This is a genomic window from Cellulomonas persica, from assembly GCF_007989825.1.
GTDB classification, from domain to species: Bacteria; Actinomycetota; Actinomycetes; order Actinomycetales; family Cellulomonadaceae; genus Cellulomonas; species Cellulomonas persica.
In genome coordinates this window covers 85,100-102,406 of sequence record NZ_BJUA01000004.1, presented here as the reverse complement: position 1 = coordinate 102,406, position 17,307 = coordinate 85,100, and the positions used below count along the sequence as shown (strand labels likewise).

General features: G+C 74.2%; 18 protein-coding genes and 2 riboswitches. Of the genes, 9 read left to right on the top strand and 9 right to left on the bottom strand.

Annotation, left to right across the window (positions count from 1 at the left end):
* Nucleotides 1–215: 215 nt before the first annotated feature.
* Complete coding sequence (locus CPE01_RS05250; RefSeq protein WP_146805598.1) at nucleotides 216–1,157, top strand: hypothetical protein; 942 nt, start codon at nucleotides 216–218, stop codon at nucleotides 1,155–1,157.
* A 255-nt stretch (nucleotides 1,158–1,412) separates the two neighbouring features.
* Here the strand turns inward: CPE01_RS05250 and CPE01_RS05245 are convergent, their stop codons facing one another.
* Both CPE01_RS05245 and CPE01_RS05240 read right to left on the bottom strand, forming a co-directional pair.
* Complete coding sequence (locus tag CPE01_RS05245; protein ID WP_146805597.1) at nucleotides 1,413–1,688, bottom strand: type II toxin-antitoxin system RelE family toxin; 276 nt, start codon at nucleotides 1,686–1,688, stop codon at nucleotides 1,413–1,415.
* A complete protein-coding gene (locus CPE01_RS05240; RefSeq protein ID WP_146805596.1) occupies nucleotides 1,685–1,960 on the bottom strand; it encodes a type II toxin-antitoxin system Phd/YefM family antitoxin in 276 nt (91 codons plus the stop codon). The genes CPE01_RS05245 and CPE01_RS05240 overlap by 4 nt, the downstream gene beginning before the upstream one ends.
* A 157-nt stretch (nucleotides 1,961–2,117) precedes the next feature.
* On the opposite strand from CPE01_RS05240, the gene CPE01_RS16370 reads away from it, so the two are divergent.
* Nucleotides 2,118–2,963 (top strand): DUF2599 domain-containing protein, encoded by an 846-nt coding sequence (locus CPE01_RS16370; protein WP_222592869.1) that lies wholly within the window; start codon nucleotides 2,118–2,120, stop codon nucleotides 2,961–2,963.
* A 24-nt stretch (nucleotides 2,964–2,987) separates the two neighbouring features.
* On the opposite strand, the gene CPE01_RS05230 is transcribed toward CPE01_RS16370, so the two are convergent.
* The 4 genes from CPE01_RS05230 to CPE01_RS05215 all read right to left on the bottom strand — a co-directional run bounded on the left by CPE01_RS05230 (nucleotide 2,988) and on the right by CPE01_RS05215 (nucleotide 7,095).
* Nucleotides 2,988–3,698 carry a DUF1361 domain-containing protein gene (locus CPE01_RS05230; RefSeq protein ID WP_146805595.1) on the bottom strand — a complete coding sequence of 237 codons (711 nt, stop codon included), beginning with the start codon at nucleotides 3,696–3,698 and terminating at the stop codon, nucleotides 2,988–2,990.
* Nucleotides 3,699–3,732: 34 nt separating this feature from the next.
* Complete coding sequence (locus CPE01_RS05225) at nucleotides 3,733–3,969, bottom strand: LapA family protein (RefSeq protein WP_146805594.1); 237 nt, start codon at nucleotides 3,967–3,969, stop codon at nucleotides 3,733–3,735.
* Between the two features lie 158 nt (nucleotides 3,970–4,127).
* Nucleotides 4,128–6,182 (bottom strand): acyl-CoA dehydrogenase family protein, encoded by a 2,055-nt coding sequence (locus CPE01_RS05220; protein ID WP_146805593.1) that lies wholly within the window; start codon nucleotides 6,180–6,182, stop codon nucleotides 4,128–4,130.
* Between the two features lie 13 nt (nucleotides 6,183–6,195).
* A complete protein-coding gene (locus CPE01_RS05215; protein WP_371861983.1) occupies nucleotides 6,196–7,095 on the bottom strand; it encodes a TetR/AcrR family transcriptional regulator in 900 nt (299 codons plus the stop codon).
* Nucleotides 7,096–7,204: 109 nt separating this feature from the next.
* Between CPE01_RS05215 and CPE01_RS05210 the strand changes: the two genes are divergently transcribed.
* The 3 genes from CPE01_RS05210 to CPE01_RS05200 are packed head-to-tail and all read left to right on the top strand — an operon-like array spanning nucleotide 7,205 to nucleotide 10,811.
* On the top strand, nucleotides 7,205–8,530 hold the full coding sequence (locus CPE01_RS05210; RefSeq protein WP_146805592.1) for an acetyl-CoA C-acetyltransferase: 1,326 nt from the start codon (nucleotides 7,205–7,207) through the stop codon (nucleotides 8,528–8,530).
* Nucleotides 8,531–8,532: 2 nt separating this feature from the next.
* Nucleotides 8,533–9,927, top strand: a complete 1,395-nt coding sequence (locus CPE01_RS05205) for a 3-oxoacyl-ACP reductase (protein WP_146805591.1) — start codon at nucleotides 8,533–8,535, stop codon at nucleotides 9,925–9,927.
* Entirely contained in the window at nucleotides 9,924–10,811 is an 888-nt protein-coding gene (locus CPE01_RS05200) for a MaoC/PaaZ C-terminal domain-containing protein (protein WP_146805590.1), read from the top strand. Before CPE01_RS05205 ends, CPE01_RS05200 begins: the two co-directional genes overlap by 4 nt.
* Before the next feature lie 8 nt (nucleotides 10,812–10,819).
* On the opposite strand, the gene CPE01_RS16965 is transcribed toward CPE01_RS05200, so the two are convergent.
* Complete coding sequence (locus CPE01_RS16965; RefSeq protein WP_186811414.1) at nucleotides 10,820–12,040, bottom strand: GNAT family N-acetyltransferase; 1,221 nt, start codon at nucleotides 12,038–12,040, stop codon at nucleotides 10,820–10,822.
* Between the two features lie 76 nt (nucleotides 12,041–12,116).
* Here CPE01_RS16965 and CPE01_RS05185 point away from each other — a divergent pair, with 76 nt between their 5' ends.
* Nucleotides 12,117–12,704 carry a pentapeptide repeat-containing protein gene (locus CPE01_RS05185; protein WP_146805589.1) on the top strand — a complete coding sequence of 196 codons (588 nt, stop codon included), beginning with the start codon at nucleotides 12,117–12,119 and terminating at the stop codon, nucleotides 12,702–12,704.
* A 25-nt stretch (nucleotides 12,705–12,729) separates the two neighbouring features.
* Here the strand turns inward: CPE01_RS05185 and CPE01_RS05180 are convergent, their stop codons facing one another.
* The gene (locus tag CPE01_RS05180; protein ID WP_146805588.1) at nucleotides 12,730–13,266 is read right to left on the bottom strand and encodes a TetR/AcrR family transcriptional regulator; all 537 of its coding nucleotides are present in this window, start codon (nucleotides 13,264–13,266) and stop codon (nucleotides 12,730–12,732) included.
* Between the two features lie 87 nt (nucleotides 13,267–13,353).
* On the opposite strand from CPE01_RS05180, the gene CPE01_RS05175 reads away from it, so the two are divergent.
* Nucleotides 13,354–13,815, top strand: coding sequence for a DUF2867 domain-containing protein (locus tag CPE01_RS05175; protein WP_146805587.1), 462 nt, complete (start codon nucleotides 13,354–13,356; stop codon nucleotides 13,813–13,815).
* Nucleotides 13,816–13,817: 2 nt separating this feature from the next.
* Here CPE01_RS05175 and CPE01_RS05170 read toward each other — a convergent pair whose 3' ends face one another.
* A complete protein-coding gene (locus CPE01_RS05170; protein WP_146805586.1) occupies nucleotides 13,818–15,245 on the bottom strand; it encodes an aminotransferase class V-fold PLP-dependent enzyme in 1,428 nt (475 codons plus the stop codon).
* A 37-nt stretch (nucleotides 15,246–15,282) separates the two neighbouring features.
* Nucleotides 15,283–15,396, bottom strand: a riboswitch (SAM riboswitch).
* A gap of 119 nt (nucleotides 15,397–15,515) precedes the next feature.
* Nucleotides 15,516–15,631, top strand: a riboswitch (SAM riboswitch).
* Nucleotides 15,632–15,636: 5 nt separating this feature from the next.
* On the opposite strand from CPE01_RS05170, the gene CPE01_RS05165 reads away from it, so the two are divergent.
* Together CPE01_RS05165 and CPE01_RS05160 are read left to right on the top strand one after the other, a co-directional pair.
* Nucleotides 15,637–16,050, top strand: coding sequence for a rhodanese-like domain-containing protein (locus CPE01_RS05165; RefSeq protein ID WP_146805585.1), 414 nt, complete (start codon nucleotides 15,637–15,639; stop codon nucleotides 16,048–16,050).
* Nucleotides 16,047–17,300 carry an O-succinylhomoserine sulfhydrylase gene (locus tag CPE01_RS05160; RefSeq protein ID WP_246783756.1) on the top strand — a complete coding sequence of 418 codons (1,254 nt, stop codon included), beginning with the start codon at nucleotides 16,047–16,049 and terminating at the stop codon, nucleotides 17,298–17,300. The genes CPE01_RS05165 and CPE01_RS05160 overlap by 4 nt, the downstream gene beginning before the upstream one ends.
* Nucleotides 17,301–17,307 lie beyond the last annotated feature (7 nt).

Here is a 17,307-nt window from a genome sequence, read left to right as displayed (position 1 = left end):
CGGACGCGCGTCCAGTGCGGCGGCGACCTCGCGCCCTGGGCCGCTCACGCGACCGGGTGACACGTGTCTTGCACCCATCGGGTGACCACCCCGGCCCGTACGGCGTTTCGCACCCGACACGCCGATGGGGCAATTGTGCGTTTTGCCTGCTCAGCCCTACAGTCTGGCGCGGCTGGATGTCCGTTTGGTCTGCTTTGTCGAGGATTCGAGGTCCGATGCTCCGCCGCGCCGTCGCTGTCGCTGCCGTTCCCGCCCTGTCCGGCCTGTTGCTGCTCGCGAGCGCCGCGGGCGCCTCCGCGGGCGGGTCGGACGCCCCTGTCCCCTACGACGTCTCCGCGGACGCCCTCACCCTGCCCGCCGGTGACTCGTTCCAGGTCCACGACCACGTCAACGTGCGCTACACGCACCAGGGCCGCACCGGGTACGCGAACATCCACGTGGAGCCCGGCCGCTCGAGCGTCGCGCTCGTCGGGCAGCACAGCGTGCGCTGGCAGACGATCGGCGTCCCGCAGGGCTCGTGCATCGAATGGGTCCAGGTCAGCGGGTACGACGAGCACTTCGGCGAGGGCGGGCAGAAGCCGGTCTGCCACACGACGTGCAAGCCGAACCCGTACCCGCCGTCGCCCTCGCCCAGCCCGTCGCCCTCGCCGACGACGAAGCCCAACCCGTACCCGCCGACGCCGAAGCCGACGCCGTCGCACCCCGCGCCGACGCAGCCGCCGAGCCCGACGCCCACGCCGACTCCGCCCGGGCCCGTCGAGACGCCGTCGCCCGAGCCGACCACGCCCGCGCCGGAGCCGACCACACCCGAGCCGACGACACCCGCGCCGGAGCCGACCACGCCCGAGCCCACGACGCCCGCCCCCGAGCCCTCCGCGCCCGGCCAGCCGTCGGACGAGGAGACGCCGGTCCCGTCCCCCGAGCCGTCGCAGCCCGGTGACGACGACGAGGAGGTCGCCGGACCCACACCGAGCCCGACGCCGAGCATCCCGTCGGAGGTGCTCGTCGACGGTGACGACGACGAACCGCCGCTCGCCGTGACCGGCAGCGACGGCGTCCTGCCCGGGCTCGTGCTCGCGCTGACGGCGCTCGTCGCCGGGGTGGTGCTGCGGGTGATCCACGTGCGTCGCCGCCACGTCCCCGCGCACCGCGTCTGACCCGCGACCACTGAGCGGCAGGTCGACCGGTCACCGGTCGGCCTGCGCTCGGCCGGACGGGTGCTGATCAGGCCCGCACCCGATCAGCACCACGTCCGGCCGTGTGCTCGGAGCTTCCCCGTTCGAGCTCCGAGCCCGGGCGTCCCCTCCTCGTTCGCGCCCGGTCACGAGCCCGACGAGCTCGAGTCTCACGGCTCCGCTCGTCGGGCTCGTGCGCGTCACGAGCGACGTCCGCGCCGCCTGCGCGCTCGCTCGTCAGCGGTACGCGTCCGCCCGGTGCGAGATCCGCACCACCAGGAGCGTGCGGACGTCGGGGTCCAGGGTGAACAGGACGCGGTAGTCGCCGCGCCGCGCCGAGCGCAGCCCATCCAGCTCGTAGCGCAGCGGCTTGGACATGCGTTCGGGGTTGGCGGGGAGCGTCAGCGTCACGAACTCCACGACGGCCTGTGCGACCCGCGGGGGCAGGCGTTCGAGCGAACGCACCGCGCTCGGCGCGACCTGCACCCGCCACGGTTCGGCGGCCTCGCTCACAGGGACGGCAGGCCGAACCGGGCGCGCAGATCCTCACCGGCCGTCGTCGCGCCGTCGGCCGTCGCCTGGCGCGCAGCGGCGACGTCCTCACGCACGCCTGGCTGCGAGAGCCAGAAGAGCGTCTCGTGCAAGGAGTCCAGGTCGTCGGCAGACATCAGCACTGCCGCGCCGCGACCGTGCTTCGTGATCTGGATGATCTCGTGGGTGCGGTCGGCCTCGTCGACGAGCGCCGACAACTTGTCCTTCGCCTCACTCAGTGCAACGGTCCGCATGCGTGCGATGGTAATCCGAAAAATGGCCTACGACTAGCCCAGATACTGGCCACATTGCAGGATCCTTCTCCTGGCCGTTCCCGCGCAACGCATCGTGACGAGCGCCAGGTCGACATCGCCAGCGAGTCGCCTCCCGTGGCTCGGCTACCGTCGGCGCATGCCCGCGCCCTGCTGCGACCTCCGCCTGCGTGCGGCGAGCGCCGTCGCGCTGCTCGCCCTCGCGGCGGGTGGCTGCAGCACCGGTCCGGCGACGCCGGGGACGCAGAGCTCGAGCGCGGACGCGAGCGCAGGCGCCACCGCGAGCGCCGCCGCGTCGCCGAGCGAGCCGGACGCCTCGGCAGATCTGGCCGCCATGGCGCTGCGCGAGGGCGTCGTCATCACGTCGCACGGTGTGGCGCTGCGCGTGCTGGCCGCGAGCACGCCGCGTGTGCTGGACGACAGCAGCGTCCGCGTCGACATCGCGCCGACGCCGAGCACTGCGGCGAGCGGCGAACGCCGCGACACGGGCTCCACCGAGGCGGCCCCTCCCACCCCCGCGCGCACGCTCGTCGTCGCGGCGCCCGCTCCGCTGCGGCTCGCCGTGCTGGGCGACGGGACCGCGCTCGTGCTCGACGGCGACGTCCCGGTCGCGGGTCTGCGCGCCGACCCGTCGGGCAGGCTCGAGGCCCGCGGCGAGGCCGCCGTGCTGGTCCCGCAGGACGAGCCGACGAGCCTGTGGTTCACGGGACGCTCGATCCTGGACCTCGTGTGGGGCGAGCGCGAGGGCGGCCGCTCCCTCGCGGTGACGCCGGCCGACTGGACGCGCGCCGGCGGGCGCGCCGCCGAGGAGCTCGCGGCCGCGCAGCTCGCGGCGGCGGACGCGGAGGCGGGGTCGCCGACCATGCTCCAGCAGCTCGCGTGCCACCAGCTCGGCGCACGCTCGAAGGCCACGTGGAACCTCGAGCCGTGGCGCCCGGACGTGGACCCTTTCGAGATGATCGCTGCGCGCTGCAACCCCACCTGACCAGGCACTGCGCGGACCGGAGGGTCAGCGGGCCTGCTCGATCAGCACGAGCCCGCGGATCACCGGGCCGATGACCACGAGGTACATCAGCCCCAGGAACAGCGCGGTCAGCAGCGTGAACCACACCATGCCCGCGAGCCCGCCCGGCTGGCGCACGTGCCGGACGACCTTGCGGACCAGTGACGACGGGTGCCGCACGTCCCACGAGTTGAGGCGCACGTCGCGGCCGAGGTAGATGCCGAACCCGACGAGCAGCAGGATCCCGACGCAGAGCGCGACCGAGCCGCGGTCCGCGAGCGCCCGGGCGTCGTCGCCCGAGGTCACGAGCACCCACTCGAGCTGCACGACGAACACGTTGAGCACGGTGTTGAGCACGCCGGACATGGCCAGGACCAGCACGAGCAGGACGTCGTACCAGAGCGGCACGCGCTCGTGCGGCTGGCGGTGGCTGAGGTTGAGCTCGGTGATGAGGTAGGCCGCGTTCGGGAGCAGGAGCAGCCAGACGACCGCACCCACGGCGAGCACCACGTACCCGACGGCGGTCCAGCCCTCGTGCAGCAGCAGCACCCAGACGAGCGCGACCACGCCCAGCAGCACGAGCGGCGCGACCGACAGCGCCAGGTTGAGCAGCATCGGGCGGTAGACGCGCGTGCCGAACGCGGGCCCGCGCGCGAGCACCAGCGCGAGCGCGAGGGCGTTCATCAGCACCGCGCCGACCACCAGGCTGGTCAGCACGCGAGGTCCGTCCCGTCACCCACGGTCGCGGCGGTCAGCCCTTGCGCCGGGCGCGGCGGGTCTTGAGCATCCAGCCGACGACGAGTCCGAGCACGAACGTGATCGCGAGCAGGACCCACAGCGGCATGGTGACCGTCGCCCAGAACAGGTGGACGGTGTACTCGTCGGCGTTCTGGAAGATCAGCACGAGCGCCGCCGCGAGCACGACGACCCCGAGGACCAGCCGCCAGGGGACGGGCCTGCGCTCGGCCGGTTGCGCTCCCGTGGACATCGGACCTCCAGTGGTCCGGGCGGTCCCGCGCCGCCCCCTTGCGCGTCATCCTGCCGCGCGCAGGCAGATGCGGCACGTCAGGGCAGGGTGCGGGCGCACCGACGGTTAGGGCGGAGGAGAGTGCCTGCACCCTGGCCGTCGGCGGATCCGTGCGGCCGTCAGCGCACGTGCTTCTCCGGGATCGGCAGACGGCCCGCCGCCCGCTCGGTGCGGTAGTGCGCGCGCGCCTCCTCCTGGCGGACGGCCTCGGCGCCCGACGCGATGGGTGCACGCAGGTGCTCAGGCCCGTAGCCGAACGCGTCGACGAGGTCCTTCGCGTGCGGGCGCAGCCGCACGAGCAGGCGGTCGATGTACGACGAGACGGTGCGTGCACGGCCCGCGGACAGACGGCCGTTGACGAGGTACCACGCGAGGTGGCGCTCGACGAGGGCGAGCCCGAAGAGGTCGCGCAGCCAGGTCAGCACCTGCCGCGTGCCCGGGTCGGCGGTGGCGTGCACACCACGCGTGAACGCCTCCCACAGCACGCGCTCGGCGTGTGCGCGGGCGGCCTCGATGAGCTCGTGCTGGTGGGCGTTGACCAGCGCGGCGGCCTCGGCGGGCGGCAGCTTGGTCGCGGGGCGCAGCGCGGCCGCGAGCTCGGCGACCATGACCTCGACCCGGTCGGTGAGCAGCTCCCGCTGCGTCTCCTCGTCGCGCAGCTGACCCGCGGAACGACGCGCGTCGCCGACGTCGGCGATCGTCTGGACCGCGCGCACCAGCGGGGTGCGGTGCACGGCTCGGTCGGCGACGAAGCGCGCGACGTCACCCGCGCCGCCGGCCTTGAGCGCCTTGGCGTAGTCACCGAGGAGCCGCTTGCCGACGAGCTGGTAGAGCACGGTGTTGTCGCCCTCGAACGTCACGTAGACGTCGAGGTCCTGGTGCAGCCCGACGAGCCGGTTCTCGGCGAGGAAGCCCGCGCCGCCGCACGCCTCCCGGCACTCCTGGATCGTCGTCATCGCGTGCCACGTGGACGTGGGCTTGAGCGCGGCGGCGAGCGTCTCGAGGTCCTCGCGGTTCTCGGGCGTGTCCCCGCGGCCGGAGAAGACCTCGTCGAACGCGGCGAGCAGCTCCTCGTGCGCGAACGTGGACGCGTACGTCTGCGCGAGCAGCGGCAGCAGGCGGCGCTGGTGGCGCTGGTAGTCGAGCAGGACGACCTCGTCCTCGCCCGCACCCGCGAACTGCCGACGCTCGGCGGCGTACCGGACCGCGATCGCGAGCGCGATCTTGCTCGCGTTCACCGCGGCGCCGTCGAGCGAGACGCGACCCTGCACGAGCGTGCCGAGCATCGTGAAGAACCGGCGGCCGGGGCTCGCGATCGGCGAGGAGTACGTGCCGTCGGGGGCCACGTCGCCGTACCGGTTGAGCAGGTTCGTGCGCGGGACGCGGACGTGGTCGAAGTGCAGGCGGCCGTTGTCGATGCCGTTGAGCCCGCCCTTGAGCCCGTCGTCCTCGCCGCCGATGCCCGGCAGGAACTCGCCGGTGGCGGGGTCGCGGAGCGGGACGTAGAACGCGTGCACGCCGTGGTTGACGCGCGGGCCACCCTCGGGGGCGGTGATGAGCTGCGCGAACACGACCGCGGCCGTGCCGTGCAGCGCCGCGTTGCCGAGGTAGTCCTTCCACGCCGCACGGAACGGCGTGTGGATGACGAACTCCTGCGTGGCCGGGTCGTACTGCGCGGTGGTGCCGATCGACGCGACGTCCGAGCCGTGGCCCGTCTCCGTCATCGCGAACGCGCCGGGCACGTCGACCGACATCGCGTCGGGCAGGAACGTGTCGTGGTGGTGCTCGGTGCCCAGGTGCAGGATCGCGCTCGCGAACAGGCCCCACTGCACGCCGGCCTTGATCTGCAGCGACGGGTCACCCGCGACGAGCTCCTCGAACCGCGACAGGCTGCCGCCGTGGTCGTCGGCGCCGCCGAGCCGCGTGGGGAACGCGCGCAGCACGTCGTGGTGGGCGACGAGGTCCTTGAGCTGGTGCAGCACGCGCTCGCGGTGCTCCGCCATCGACAGGCCCTCGATCTTGTGGAAGTCGGGGCTGCCGGCGACGGCGCGGGCCTCACGGCGCAGCGGCGCGTAGGTGCCGAGCAGCTGGTCGGTCAGCGCGGCGACGTCGACGCGCGGGTCCTCGTGGACGGACAGTGCGGGTGAACGGCGGTCGGCCGTGGTGGCGGTCATCGGGTCTCCCGGGTCATCGGATCTCCCATGCGGTACGAGTGGTGCGTTCGCGTGCCAGCAGGCCGACCGGCCCGGCCCAGAGCCAGGCGGCGACCTGCGCGGTCAGGGTGGTGCGGTCAGGGGTGCCGGGCTCGCCGCGGTGCGCCATCCACCACTCGCCCGCGCCGCGCACGAAGCCGACGGCTCCCGCAGCCCAGGCCTCGGCGAGCGCCTCGCGCGAGGCGCGGGCGGCGTCGGCGGCGTCGTCGTGCGGCTCGGCCTCGTCGCGCTGCCCGGGGTCGACGTGCTGCGCGGGCTCGTCCCGCTGCGCGGGCTCGTCCTGCTGCGCGGGCTCGTCCTGCTCGCCCAGCTCACGCGCGAACGGCAGGGCGACGAGGTGCGTCACGGAGTCGAGGAAGTGACCGAGCGGGCCGCCCGACTCGACCGAGCCGTCGCGCGTCACGAACGCGTAGACGTTCGGGGAGGACTCGATCATCTCGAGGTAGACCGCGACCATCGCACGCAGGCCCTCGCGCGGCGTCGGCGCGACGCGCAGCACGCCCTCGAGCGCGCCCTGGATCTGCAGGACGACGGCCTCGGCGACCGCGATCTGCAGCCCCGTCTTGTCCGAGAAGTAGCGGTAGACGATCGACTTCGAGGTGCCCGCGGCGGTCGCGATCTCCTCCATCGAGACGTCCGGCCCGCGGTGGTGGACCGTGCGGCGTGCGATGCGGACGAGCTCGGCCCGGCGGGCCTCGCGGTGGTCGGCCCAGCGGGCCGAGCGGCCGTCGACGACGAAGGGGTCGTCGCGCCGCACGTCGTCGCGTCGCGGGTCCCGCGGGTCGCGCGCAGCGGGGCCTGCGCCGGCGCTGAAGGCGGCGGCGGTGCCGGTGGTGGCCGTCGTCGTCGACGGGCCACGTGTGATCGGGCTCACGAAACCGAAGGTATCAGGTACTGTGGGTTCTGGACACCACTTCGGGACGAACGTCCCTGGACCTGCGGGTCCGACGCTGATCGCGACGACGCGAGAGGAGCGCCATCCGATGGCACTCGAGAAGACGGCCCCGACGAACGTGCCCCGACGCGCGCTGGTGCTCGGAGGCAACCGCATCCCCTTCGCACGCTCGGGCGGTGCGTACGCGCACGCCTCGAACCAGGACATGCTGACGGCCGCGCTCGAGGGCCTCGTCGCGCGGTACGGCCTGCAGGACGAGCGGATCGGCGAGGTCGCCGCGGGTGCGGTGCTCAAGCACAGCCGCGACTTCAACCTCACGCGCGAGGCCGTGCTCGGCTCGTCCCTGTCCCCCACGACCCCTGCGTACGACGTGCAGCAGGCGTGCGCGACCGGCCTCGAGACCCTCGTCGGCCTGGCGAACAAGATCCGCCTGGGCCAGCTCGAGTCCGCGATCTCGGGCGGTGTCGACTCCACCTCGGACGCCCCGATCGTCGTGACCGACCGCCTGCGCCGCGCGCTGCTCGACCTGTCGCGCGCCAAGACCGCCGCGCAGAAGCTCGCCGCGCTCGGGCGCATCCGCCCGAAGGACCTCGCGCCCGTCGCCCCGTCGACGAGCGAGCCGCGCACGCACCTGTCGATGGGCGAGCACCAGGCGATCACCACCGCGCAGTGGGGCATCACGCGCGAGGCGCAGGACGAGCTCGCGCTCGTCTCGCACCAGCGCCTCGCCGCCGCGTGGGACGCCGGGTTCTTCGACGACCTCGTCACGCCGTACCGCGGTCAGACGATCGACGGGAACCTGCGCAAGGACACCTCGCTCGAGAAGCTCGCGACGCTGCGGCCCACGTTCGGCACGCGGCTCGACGCCGAGCCGACCATGACCGCCGGCAACTCGACGCCGCTCACCGACGGCGCGTCCACCGTCCTGCTCGGCTCCGACGAGTGGGCCGCGAGCCACGGGCTCACCCCGCTGGCCGCGGTCGTCGACGCCGAGGCCGGTGCGGTCGACTTCGTGCACGGCGAGGACGGCCTGCTGATGGCACCCGCGTTCGCGGTGCCGCGCCTGCTCGCGCGCCACGGCCTGACGCTCGACGACTTCGCGTACGTCGAGATCCACGAGGCGTTCGCGGCGACCGTGCTGTCCACGCTCGCCGCGTGGGAGTCGCCCGAGTTCGGCCGCGAGCGCCTGGGCCTGGACGGCGCGTTCGGGACGGTCGACCGGGCGCTGCTCAACGTGCACGGCTCGTCGCTCGCCGCGGGCCACCCGTTCGCCGCGACCGGCGGCCGGATCGTCGCGACCATCGCCAAGGAGCTCCACCTGCGCAAGCAGCGCGACGGCGGCACGCCGCGCGCCCTGGTGTCCATCTGTGCGGCCGGCGGGCTCGGCCTCACCGCGATCCTCGAGGCGGCCTGACCATGCCGAACCCGATCACGACGACCCTGTCCGCGAAGCTCTCCGAGCTGCTGGGCTTCTCCCCCGCCGCGCCGCTGCGCCGGTGGGCGCCCGGGCAGCCGCTCGTCGACGGCAAGGTCCTGGTGCTGGGCTCCGGGGCCGGCCCGGACGCCGACGCGGACGCGATCGCCGCGCTGCTGTCCGGCTCGCCTGCCGAGCCGTCGGCCACGCCGGACGCCTCGGGCGACGAGGTCCTCGACGGCTGGGGGCTCGACGTCTACCGGCACCCCGTGCCCGACGAGCGGTACGCCGCGGTCGTCGTCGTGCTCACCGAGGTCGACCACCCCGGCGACCTGCACGCGCCGCTGCTGGCCGCCGCGAGCACCGTGAAGAAGCTCGCGCGCGGGGGCCGCGTCGTGACGATCTCGCGCTCCGCCGCGGACGCCTCGCCCGCGGTCGCGGCCGCGCGGCAGGGCATCGACGCGGTCGTGCGCAGCATCGCCAAGGAGTCGCGCGGCGGGACCACCGCCAACGGCATCGTCCTGGCCGACGGAGTGCCCGTCACCGCCGCGTCGGCCGTGGGCGCGTTGCGGTTCCTGCTGTCCACGCGCTCGGCGTTCGTGCACGGCCAGCTCCTGCCCGTCGACACGACGGCCGGCGCCCTGCCGACCGACTGGGACGCGCCGCTCGACGGCCGCGTCGCGGTGGTCACCGGGGCGGCGCGCGGGATCGGCGCGGCGATCGCCCGCACGCTCGCGCGGGACGGGGCGACCGTCGTCGCGGTCGACGTCCCCGCCGCGGGTGAGCAGCTCACGGCCGTCGCCAACGGCATCCGCGGCACCGCGCTGCAGCTCGACATCACGTCCCCCGACGCGGGCGCCGCGATCCTCGAGCACGCGCTCACGCGGCACGGGCGGCTCGACGTCGTCGTGCACAACGCCGGCATCACGCGCGACAAGCTGTTCGCGAACATGACCGACGCGCAGTGGGACGCGGTGATCGCCGTGAACATCGCCGCGCAGCTCGCGATCAACGAGGCGCTGCTCACGTCGGGCGACTTCACCGACGCACCGCGCATCGTCTCGATCTCGTCGACCACGGGCCTCGCGGGCAACCGCGGGCAGACCAACTACGCGGCCACCAAGGGCGGTGTGATCGGCATGGTCCGCGCGACCGCTCCGCTGCTCGAGCCGTTCGGCGGCACCGCCAACGCGGTGGCGCCCGGGTTCATCGAGACGGAGATGACCGCGAAGATGCCCGCGCTGCCGCGGCAGGTCGCACGGCAGATGAACTCGCTGCAGCAGGGCGGGCAGCCGGTCGACGTCGCCGAGGCCGTCGCGTTCCTGTCCTCACCGCAGGCGGGCGGGATCGTCGGGCGGACGCTGCGGGTGTGCGGCCAGCACGTGGTGGGCGCGTGACGCTCGTCGACCTGCCCGCCGTCCCCGGGCTCGGCGGCCTGTACGTCCGCGGCGCAGGTGCGTCCGGCCGGCTCGCGCTCGCTCGTCGGACGGGCCACGCGCCCACGTCCCTGCCGGACGTCGGCTACCGCGTGCGGGGCGTGCGACCCACGATCGAGCACCTGACCGCGTTCCAGCGGCTCGTCGGCGAGACCGCGACCGACACCCTGCCGGCAGGGTTCGTGCACGTGCTCGCGTTCCCCGTGGCGATCGCGCTCATGGCGCGCACCGACTTCCCGCTGCCGCTCGCCGGGATGGTGCACCTGGCGAACGTCGTCGATCAGCACCGGCCCGTCCGGTACGACGAGACGCTCGACGTGGTCGCGACCGCGCACGGCCTGCGACCCCACCGCACCGGTACACAGGTCGACCTCGTCGTCGAGGTCACCGTGGACGACGAGGTCGTGTGGCGCGGGACGTCCACGTACCTCGCCAAGGGCGTGCGGCTGGGCGGTCTCGTCCCGGACGACGACGAGCGCGACCCGTTCACGCCGCCGCTGCCGACCGGCCAGTGGCGGCTCGGCGCCGACACCGGCCGCCGCTACGCCGCGGTGTCCGGCGACCGCAACCCGATCCACCTGTGGCCGCTGACCGCCAAGGCGCTCGGCTACCCCCGGGCGATCGCGCACGGCATGTACACCGCGTCGCGCCTGCTCGCGGACGTCGGCGCGGCCCGCGGGGAGGCGTTCGTGTGGACGGTGGACTTCGCCAAGCCGATCCTGCTGCCCGCCACGGTCGCGACCGCGACCCGGCGCTCGTCGGACGGCTCGTCGTTCACCATGGCGGCCTGGCACCCCGGCACGGGCAAGCCCCACGCCCTCGCCTCGCTCGTCCCCATCCCCTGACCTCGCGGCTACTGCGGGAGTCCGAGCCCGGTGCCGGAGCCAGCAGCGGGTCGGTCCGGCTGTGCGGGGAGCCAGCCTGCGAGCGCGGCGATGCCGCGGGCGATCTCGTCGGGCGTGCGGCCCGCGGTGCCGACGCGGTGCACCGACGGCGGGCAACCTCGTTCGAGCGCGCGCGCCGCGGCGTCGCTGCGCGCGACGTGCGCGTCCAGCTCGGCGCCGCTCTCGCGCTGCGCGAGGCGCTCGTGGGCCGTGGCGTCGTCGGCCGTGAGCAGCACGGCGGTGACGCGCGGGGTGTCACCCATCGCGGCGGCCAGGTCGTCGGCGTACTGCGGGCTGACCGTGTTCGTGTAGACCAGGCGCCGGTAGCCGAGGTCGCGGTACGCGGACCACACCGCGCGCAGGTTGCGCTCCGCCAGGCGTTCCGCGTGCGGTGCCGGGTGCGCGAGGTCGAGGTAGTCGCCCTCGATGACCGCGTGCCGGACGTCCGCGCCGGTCAGCAGCGCGTGCAGCGCGTGCGCGACGCTCGTCTTGCCGACGCCCGAGCGACCACCGACGAGGACTACGTGCGACCGCTCGTCGTCCGCGGCGCTCGCGCCGGCCCGCGCGATCTCGTCGGGAGCCGCAGCCTCGTCGGACACGGCAGCGTCGTCGGGCACGGGCAGACCCAGGCGCTCGCGGAGCCGCGCGCGGGCCGCCGGCCACTCGTCGGCGACGACCGAGAAGTAGACCGAGTCGCCGCGTGACCCGTCGGGTGCGAGGCGGTGTCCGCGCAGCCGCCCCTCCTCGACCGCGCCGAGCCGCGCCACCGCCGCGAGCGACCGCGCGTTGCGCGCGTCGACCCGCAGCGCGACACGGTGCACGCCCCACACCTCGAACGCGTGCGTCATGAGCGTGAGCTTGCACGCCGGGTTCACGTGCGTGCCCCACACCGCGGGGTCGTAGAACGTGTGCCCGATCTCGAGGCGGCCCAGGCGCAGGTCCACGTCGTAGAAGGAGGTCGTCCCGAGCACCGCGCCCGTCGCGTCGTCGAGCACCGCGAACGCGTAGCGCCCGGGCGTCGCCAGGGCCGTCTCGACGTCGGCCCGCATCTCGGCCTCGTCGCGCGGGGTCGGCGTCGTCATGCCGCGCCACACGCGGTCGTCGACGAACGACACGAGGTCGCGCGCGTGCTGCGGTCCCAGCGGGACGAGGCGGACACCGGGGCCGACGAGCGTGAGGTCATGCTGCACGGGCGCGATCGTGCCACGGCGCGCGGGCCGGCCCGGAACGGATATCGCCGTCGGTCCGTCGTGGCAGGGTGGGCGCATGCTGCTGGAACCCGGTGGGGACTACGACGGCCTGACGCTGAGCGGCGAGCGGTTCGACGCGCAGGACGGCAGCGAGGCGCGGTTCCTCGACTGCACGTTCGAGCAGTGCACGTTCGACGACACGGACCTGTCCCACGCACGGCTCGTCGACTCGTCGTGGACCTCCGTGCGCGCCTCGACGCTCGGCCTGTCGAGCGCGACCTGGCAGGACGGCACGCTGACCGACTGCCGGCTCGGCGCGGTGCAGGCGTACGGCGGGCGCTGGACGCGCGTGCACGTCGTCGGCGGGAAGGTCGACTACCTCAACCTGCGCGACGCGACGCTCGAGCACGTGCGGTTCACGGGCGTCGTGATCGACGAGCTCGACCTGGCGCGGGTCCGTGCGACGCACCTGACGTTCGAGGACTGCCGCGTGCGGCGGCTGGACGTCACGGGCGCGACGCTCACGGAGGCCGACGTGCGCGGCATCCGCGACCTGCAGCACCTCGACGGGGTCGCGGGCCTCGCGGGCGCGACCGTCAGCACCGAGCAGCTCGTCGAGCTCGCACCGGCGCTGGCCGAGCACCTGGGTCTGCGCGTGCGCTGAGCCGTCACCATTGGGCCGGCCTGCGTCAGGCGAGCACCATCCGCATCGCGGTCGCGATCAGGGCCTCGGGGTCGGGCGGGGTCACGTCGACCGCCGCGAGCTGGGCAAGGCCGACGACCGTCGACAGGGCGACGAGCGAACGGCGCTGCGCCTCGTCAGGTGCGTGCCCGAGCTCGACGAGCAGGTCGGCGAGGTAGTCCACGCGTCGCCGGGACACCCGGGCCACGGCCCCGTCGACGCCCTCGGCCGGGGCCTGGACGTAGAGCGTGGCCGGGTCGTGCCGCTGGTGGGCCACGGCGGTGAACAGCGCCTCGAGCCGACGACGCGCGTCGCCCCCGGCCTGCGCGAGCGCGATGGTCGCGTCCGTGCGCTCCTCCTCCCACCGCGCGACCACCGCGGCGACGAGCTCGGCACGGTCGGTGAAGTGCCAGTAGAACGAGCCCTTCGTCGCGCCGAGCGCGCGGGCGAGCGGTTCGACGCGCACGGCCGCGAGCCCGTCACGCTGGAACGTCGCGTAGGCGGCGTCGAGCCACGCCTGCCGGGTCGTCGACGCCTTGACCATGATCCGTACGCTACCGTACGGTCGATTCCATACGGCGCCGTACGGTCGGGGCCGCCGCGACTCACGACACGTTCGAGGGGGACGACGATGACGCAGGCACGCTGGTCGCTCGCGATGCGGGACTTCCCGCCGGACTACGCCGACGTCACGATCATCCGGCTCCCGACGGGCGCGCCGACGGATCCCGGCACCTGGGCGACGACGACCTTCTCGCCCCGCACGGCGCCCGCCTGGGTCCGCGTCGCGCTCGGGCTGCGCCAGCTCCTGGTCCCGCTGATCGGCGTTCCGCGCGCACCGCGGGAGACGTTCGCGGTCGACGAGGTCGTCGCGGAGCCGGCCGGCGGCGAGGCCCTGATCGTCGCCGACGACCGGCACCTCGACTTCCGGTGCGGTGTCGCGGTCGACGCCACCGCGGGCCTCGTCGCCGTCACGACGAACGTGCGGCTGCACAACCGCCGCGGGCGGCTGTACTTCCTGCCCGTGCGCGCGCTGCACCCGGTCGTCGTGCGCAGCATGCTCAAGCGGGCCGCACGCGTGCTGGCCGCCTGACGTCAGTCCAGCGCGGGACCGCACGCCGCCGCGGCGGTCGCGGCCAGGTGGTCCAGGCCGTGCACCTCGATCAGCGGACGCGTGTCGTCGACGACCGCCCAGCACCCGTCGACCACCTCGTACCGCGAACGCGGCCCGTCGGTCACGTAGGCGTGCAGCGCCGCGACCAGGCGGTCGACCGCCTCGCTCGGCGTGCCGACGCCCACCGACGCGCGGATCGCACCCTCGGACGCACCCAGGCGGGACAGCAGCGGGTGCGCGCAGAACCGGCCGTCGCGGACCCCGATGCCGTGCTCGGCCGCGAGGTAGGCGGCGACGAGGCCGGGGTTGTGGTCGGCGACCGTGAACGTCACGACACCCACGGGCTCGTCGGAGTCCGGCCAGATCCGCACGACCTGCACGCCGGGCACCTGCTCGAGCCCGGCCACGAGCCGCGAGCGCAGCGCCGACTCGTGCTCGGTCAGCGCACCCGTCGGCAGCGCGGCGAGCGCGTCGCACGCCTCGGCCAGCGCGATCGCGCCGACGACGTTGGGCGAACCGGCCTCGTGCCGCGCGGGCGCCGGCTGCCACACCGTCCGATCGGTCCGCACGTCGCGCACCGCACCTCCCCCTGCGAGGTACGGCGTGCCCGTGTCGAGCCAGTCGCGGCGGCCCACGAGCGCTCCCGCACCGAAGGGTGCGTAGGTCTTGTGCCCGGAGAACGCCACGTAGTCGGCGCCCGTGCGGGCGAGCGAGAAGCCGCGGTGCGGGACGAGCTGCGCGCCGTCCACGGCCACGCGCGCACCGGCGGCGTGCGCGATCTCGACGACGCGCTCGACCGGCAGCGCCTCACCGGTGACGTTCGATGCCCCGGACACCGTGACCAGCGCGTACGGGTTCGCGGCGAGCTCGGCCGCGAGGGACTCGAGCGTCAGCGCGACCGTCGCGGCGATGGGCAGGATCGTCGTGCGGTGCGCGTGCCGGTCGGACGTGCGCACCCACGGGAGCAGGTTGGCGTGGTGCTCGAGGTCGAGCACGAGCACGCGTCCGCCCGCGGGGACGACGCCCGCCAGCAGGTTCAGGGAGTCGGTCGTGTTGCGGGTGATGACCGCGACGTCGTCGTCCCGTGCGTCGACGAACCGCGCGATGGTCTGGCGCGCGGACTCGTACAGCGCGGTCGAGACCTGCGAGAGGTAGCCCGCGCCGCGGTGGACCGAGGCGTACAGCGGCAGCACCTCGGTCACCCGGTCCGCGACCGCCTGCAGCGCGGGCGCGCTCGCGGCGTAGTCCAGGTTCGCGTAGACGCGCTGCGTGCCGTCCACGAGCGGCACCGTGGTCGTGCCCCCGACGACGGGGAGCAGCGCCTCGACGGGCGCAGGGTCGGCCGTCGCGCTCGTCGGGCTGCCCGACGGGACGACCTCGAGACACGACTGCTCGGCGAGAACGGTCATGGAGGTACCTCCGAGGATCCGGGGACCCCGTGGGGGTGTCCCGCGCTTGCCGTCACCGGTCGGTGCACGGCCTGGTCGTCACCCGGGGCACCCCACCGCGGAGGAGGGTTGCCGGCCAGCGAGCCGGGGCTTCGCGCTGGCGCTCATGACCTGACGGAAAGACTGGCGATCGCGCCGCGCGACTGTCAACGCCGAACCGTGCACGTCTCACAGCGCGGGACGTGATGTTCAACAGGTGGATGCCTGTCCGTTCATGGCGTTACGCTCCTGCCACCATCCAGAGCGGCCGAGAGATCTGGCTCGACGACGCCGCAGCAACCCGCGGTCCCGCGCCTCGAACGAGGCGGGCGACCGGCCGAGGGTGCTACCGCCAGGACCGATGGAGGAGAACATGGCCTACGCAGGCGACCTCACCCCGCAGGAGGCCTGGGACCTGCTGACGTCCGACGAGCGCGCGCTGCTCGTCGACGTCCGCACCGAGGGCGAGTGGCTGCAGATCGGCGTGCCCGACGCGTCGGAGGCGGGCGACCGCGCGGCGTTCGTCGAGTGGCTCACGCCCGCCGGCCCGAACCCCGCGTTCCTCGACCAGCTGGCCCTCGCCGGCCTCGAGCCCGGCGACGGACGCCCGGTGGTGTTCCTGTGCCGGTCGGGCGTGCGCTCCGTCGCGGCCGCGCAGGCCGCGACCGCCGCCGGCTTCGGCCCCGCGTACAACGTGCTGCGCGGTTTCGAGGGCGACATCGGCCCCGACGGCCAGCGAGGCCACTGGGGCTGGCGCGCCGAGGGTCTGCCCTGGCGGCAGGCGTGAGCGCGCGCGTCCCCGGCCCCGGCGACTGGGACGCCCGCCGCGTCGACCGCTCCGCGCTGCGCCCCGACACCCTCGCGGTGCGTGGCGGGCAGGTGCGCTCGCAGTTCGGCGAGTTCGGCGAGGCCCTGTTCCTCACGCAGGGCTTCACCTACGACTCCGCCGGTCAGGCCGAGGCCGCGTTCGCCGGCGACGTCGACCGGTTCCTGTACTCGCGCTACAACAACCCCACCGTCTCCACGTTCGAGGAGCGCCTGCGCCTGCTCGACGGCGCCGAGGCCTGCTACTCGACCGCGTCCGGGATGTCGGCGGTGTTCACCGCGCTCGCCGCGCTCGTCGGCCAGGGCTCGCGGATCGTCGCCGCGCGTGCGCTGTTCGGCTCGAGCGTCGTGATCTTCGACGAGATCCTCGCGAAGTGGGGCGTGCGCACCGACTACGTCGACGGCCACGAGCTCGCGCAGTGGGAGGCCGCTCTGGCCACCCCCGCCGACGTCGTGTTCTTCGAGACGCCGTCCAACCCCATGCAGGACCTGGTCGACATCGAGGCCGTCGCGCGCCTCGGACACGCGGCGGGGGCGACCGTCGTCGTCGACAACGTGTTCGCGACGCCCGTGTTCTCCCGCCCGCTCGACCTGGGCGCGGACGTCGTCGTGTACTCCGCGACCAAGCACATCGACGGGCAGGGCCGCGTGCTCGGCGGCGCGATCCTGGGCTCCGAGGACTTCGTGCGTGGCCCCGTGCAGACGCTGATCCGCAACACCGGCCCGTCGCTCTCCCCGTTCAACGCGTGGGTGCTGCTCAAGGGCCTCGAGACGCTGTCCGTCCGGGTGCGGCACCAGGCCGCGTCCGCGCTGACGCTCGCGCAGTGGCTCGAGGACCACCCGGCCGTCGAGTCCGTGCGCTACCCGTTCCTGCCCTCGCACCCGCAGCACGACCTGGCGCGCCGGCAGCAGACCGGCGGCGGGACGGTCGTGACGTTCACGCTGCGCACGCCGGAGGGCACCACGCCGGAGATCGCGAAGAAGGCCACCTTCGGCGTGCTCGACGCGCTGCGCGTCGTGGACATCTCCAACAACCTGGGCGACGCCAAGTCGATCGTCACGCACCCCGCGACGACCACGCACCGCAAGCTCGGCCCCGAGGGCCGCGCCAAGGTCGGCATCGGCGAGGCGACCGTCCGCTTCTCCGTCGGTCTGGAAGACGTCGCCGATCTCAAGGACGACCTGGCCCAGGCCCTCTCCACCCTGGCCTGACCCGCTC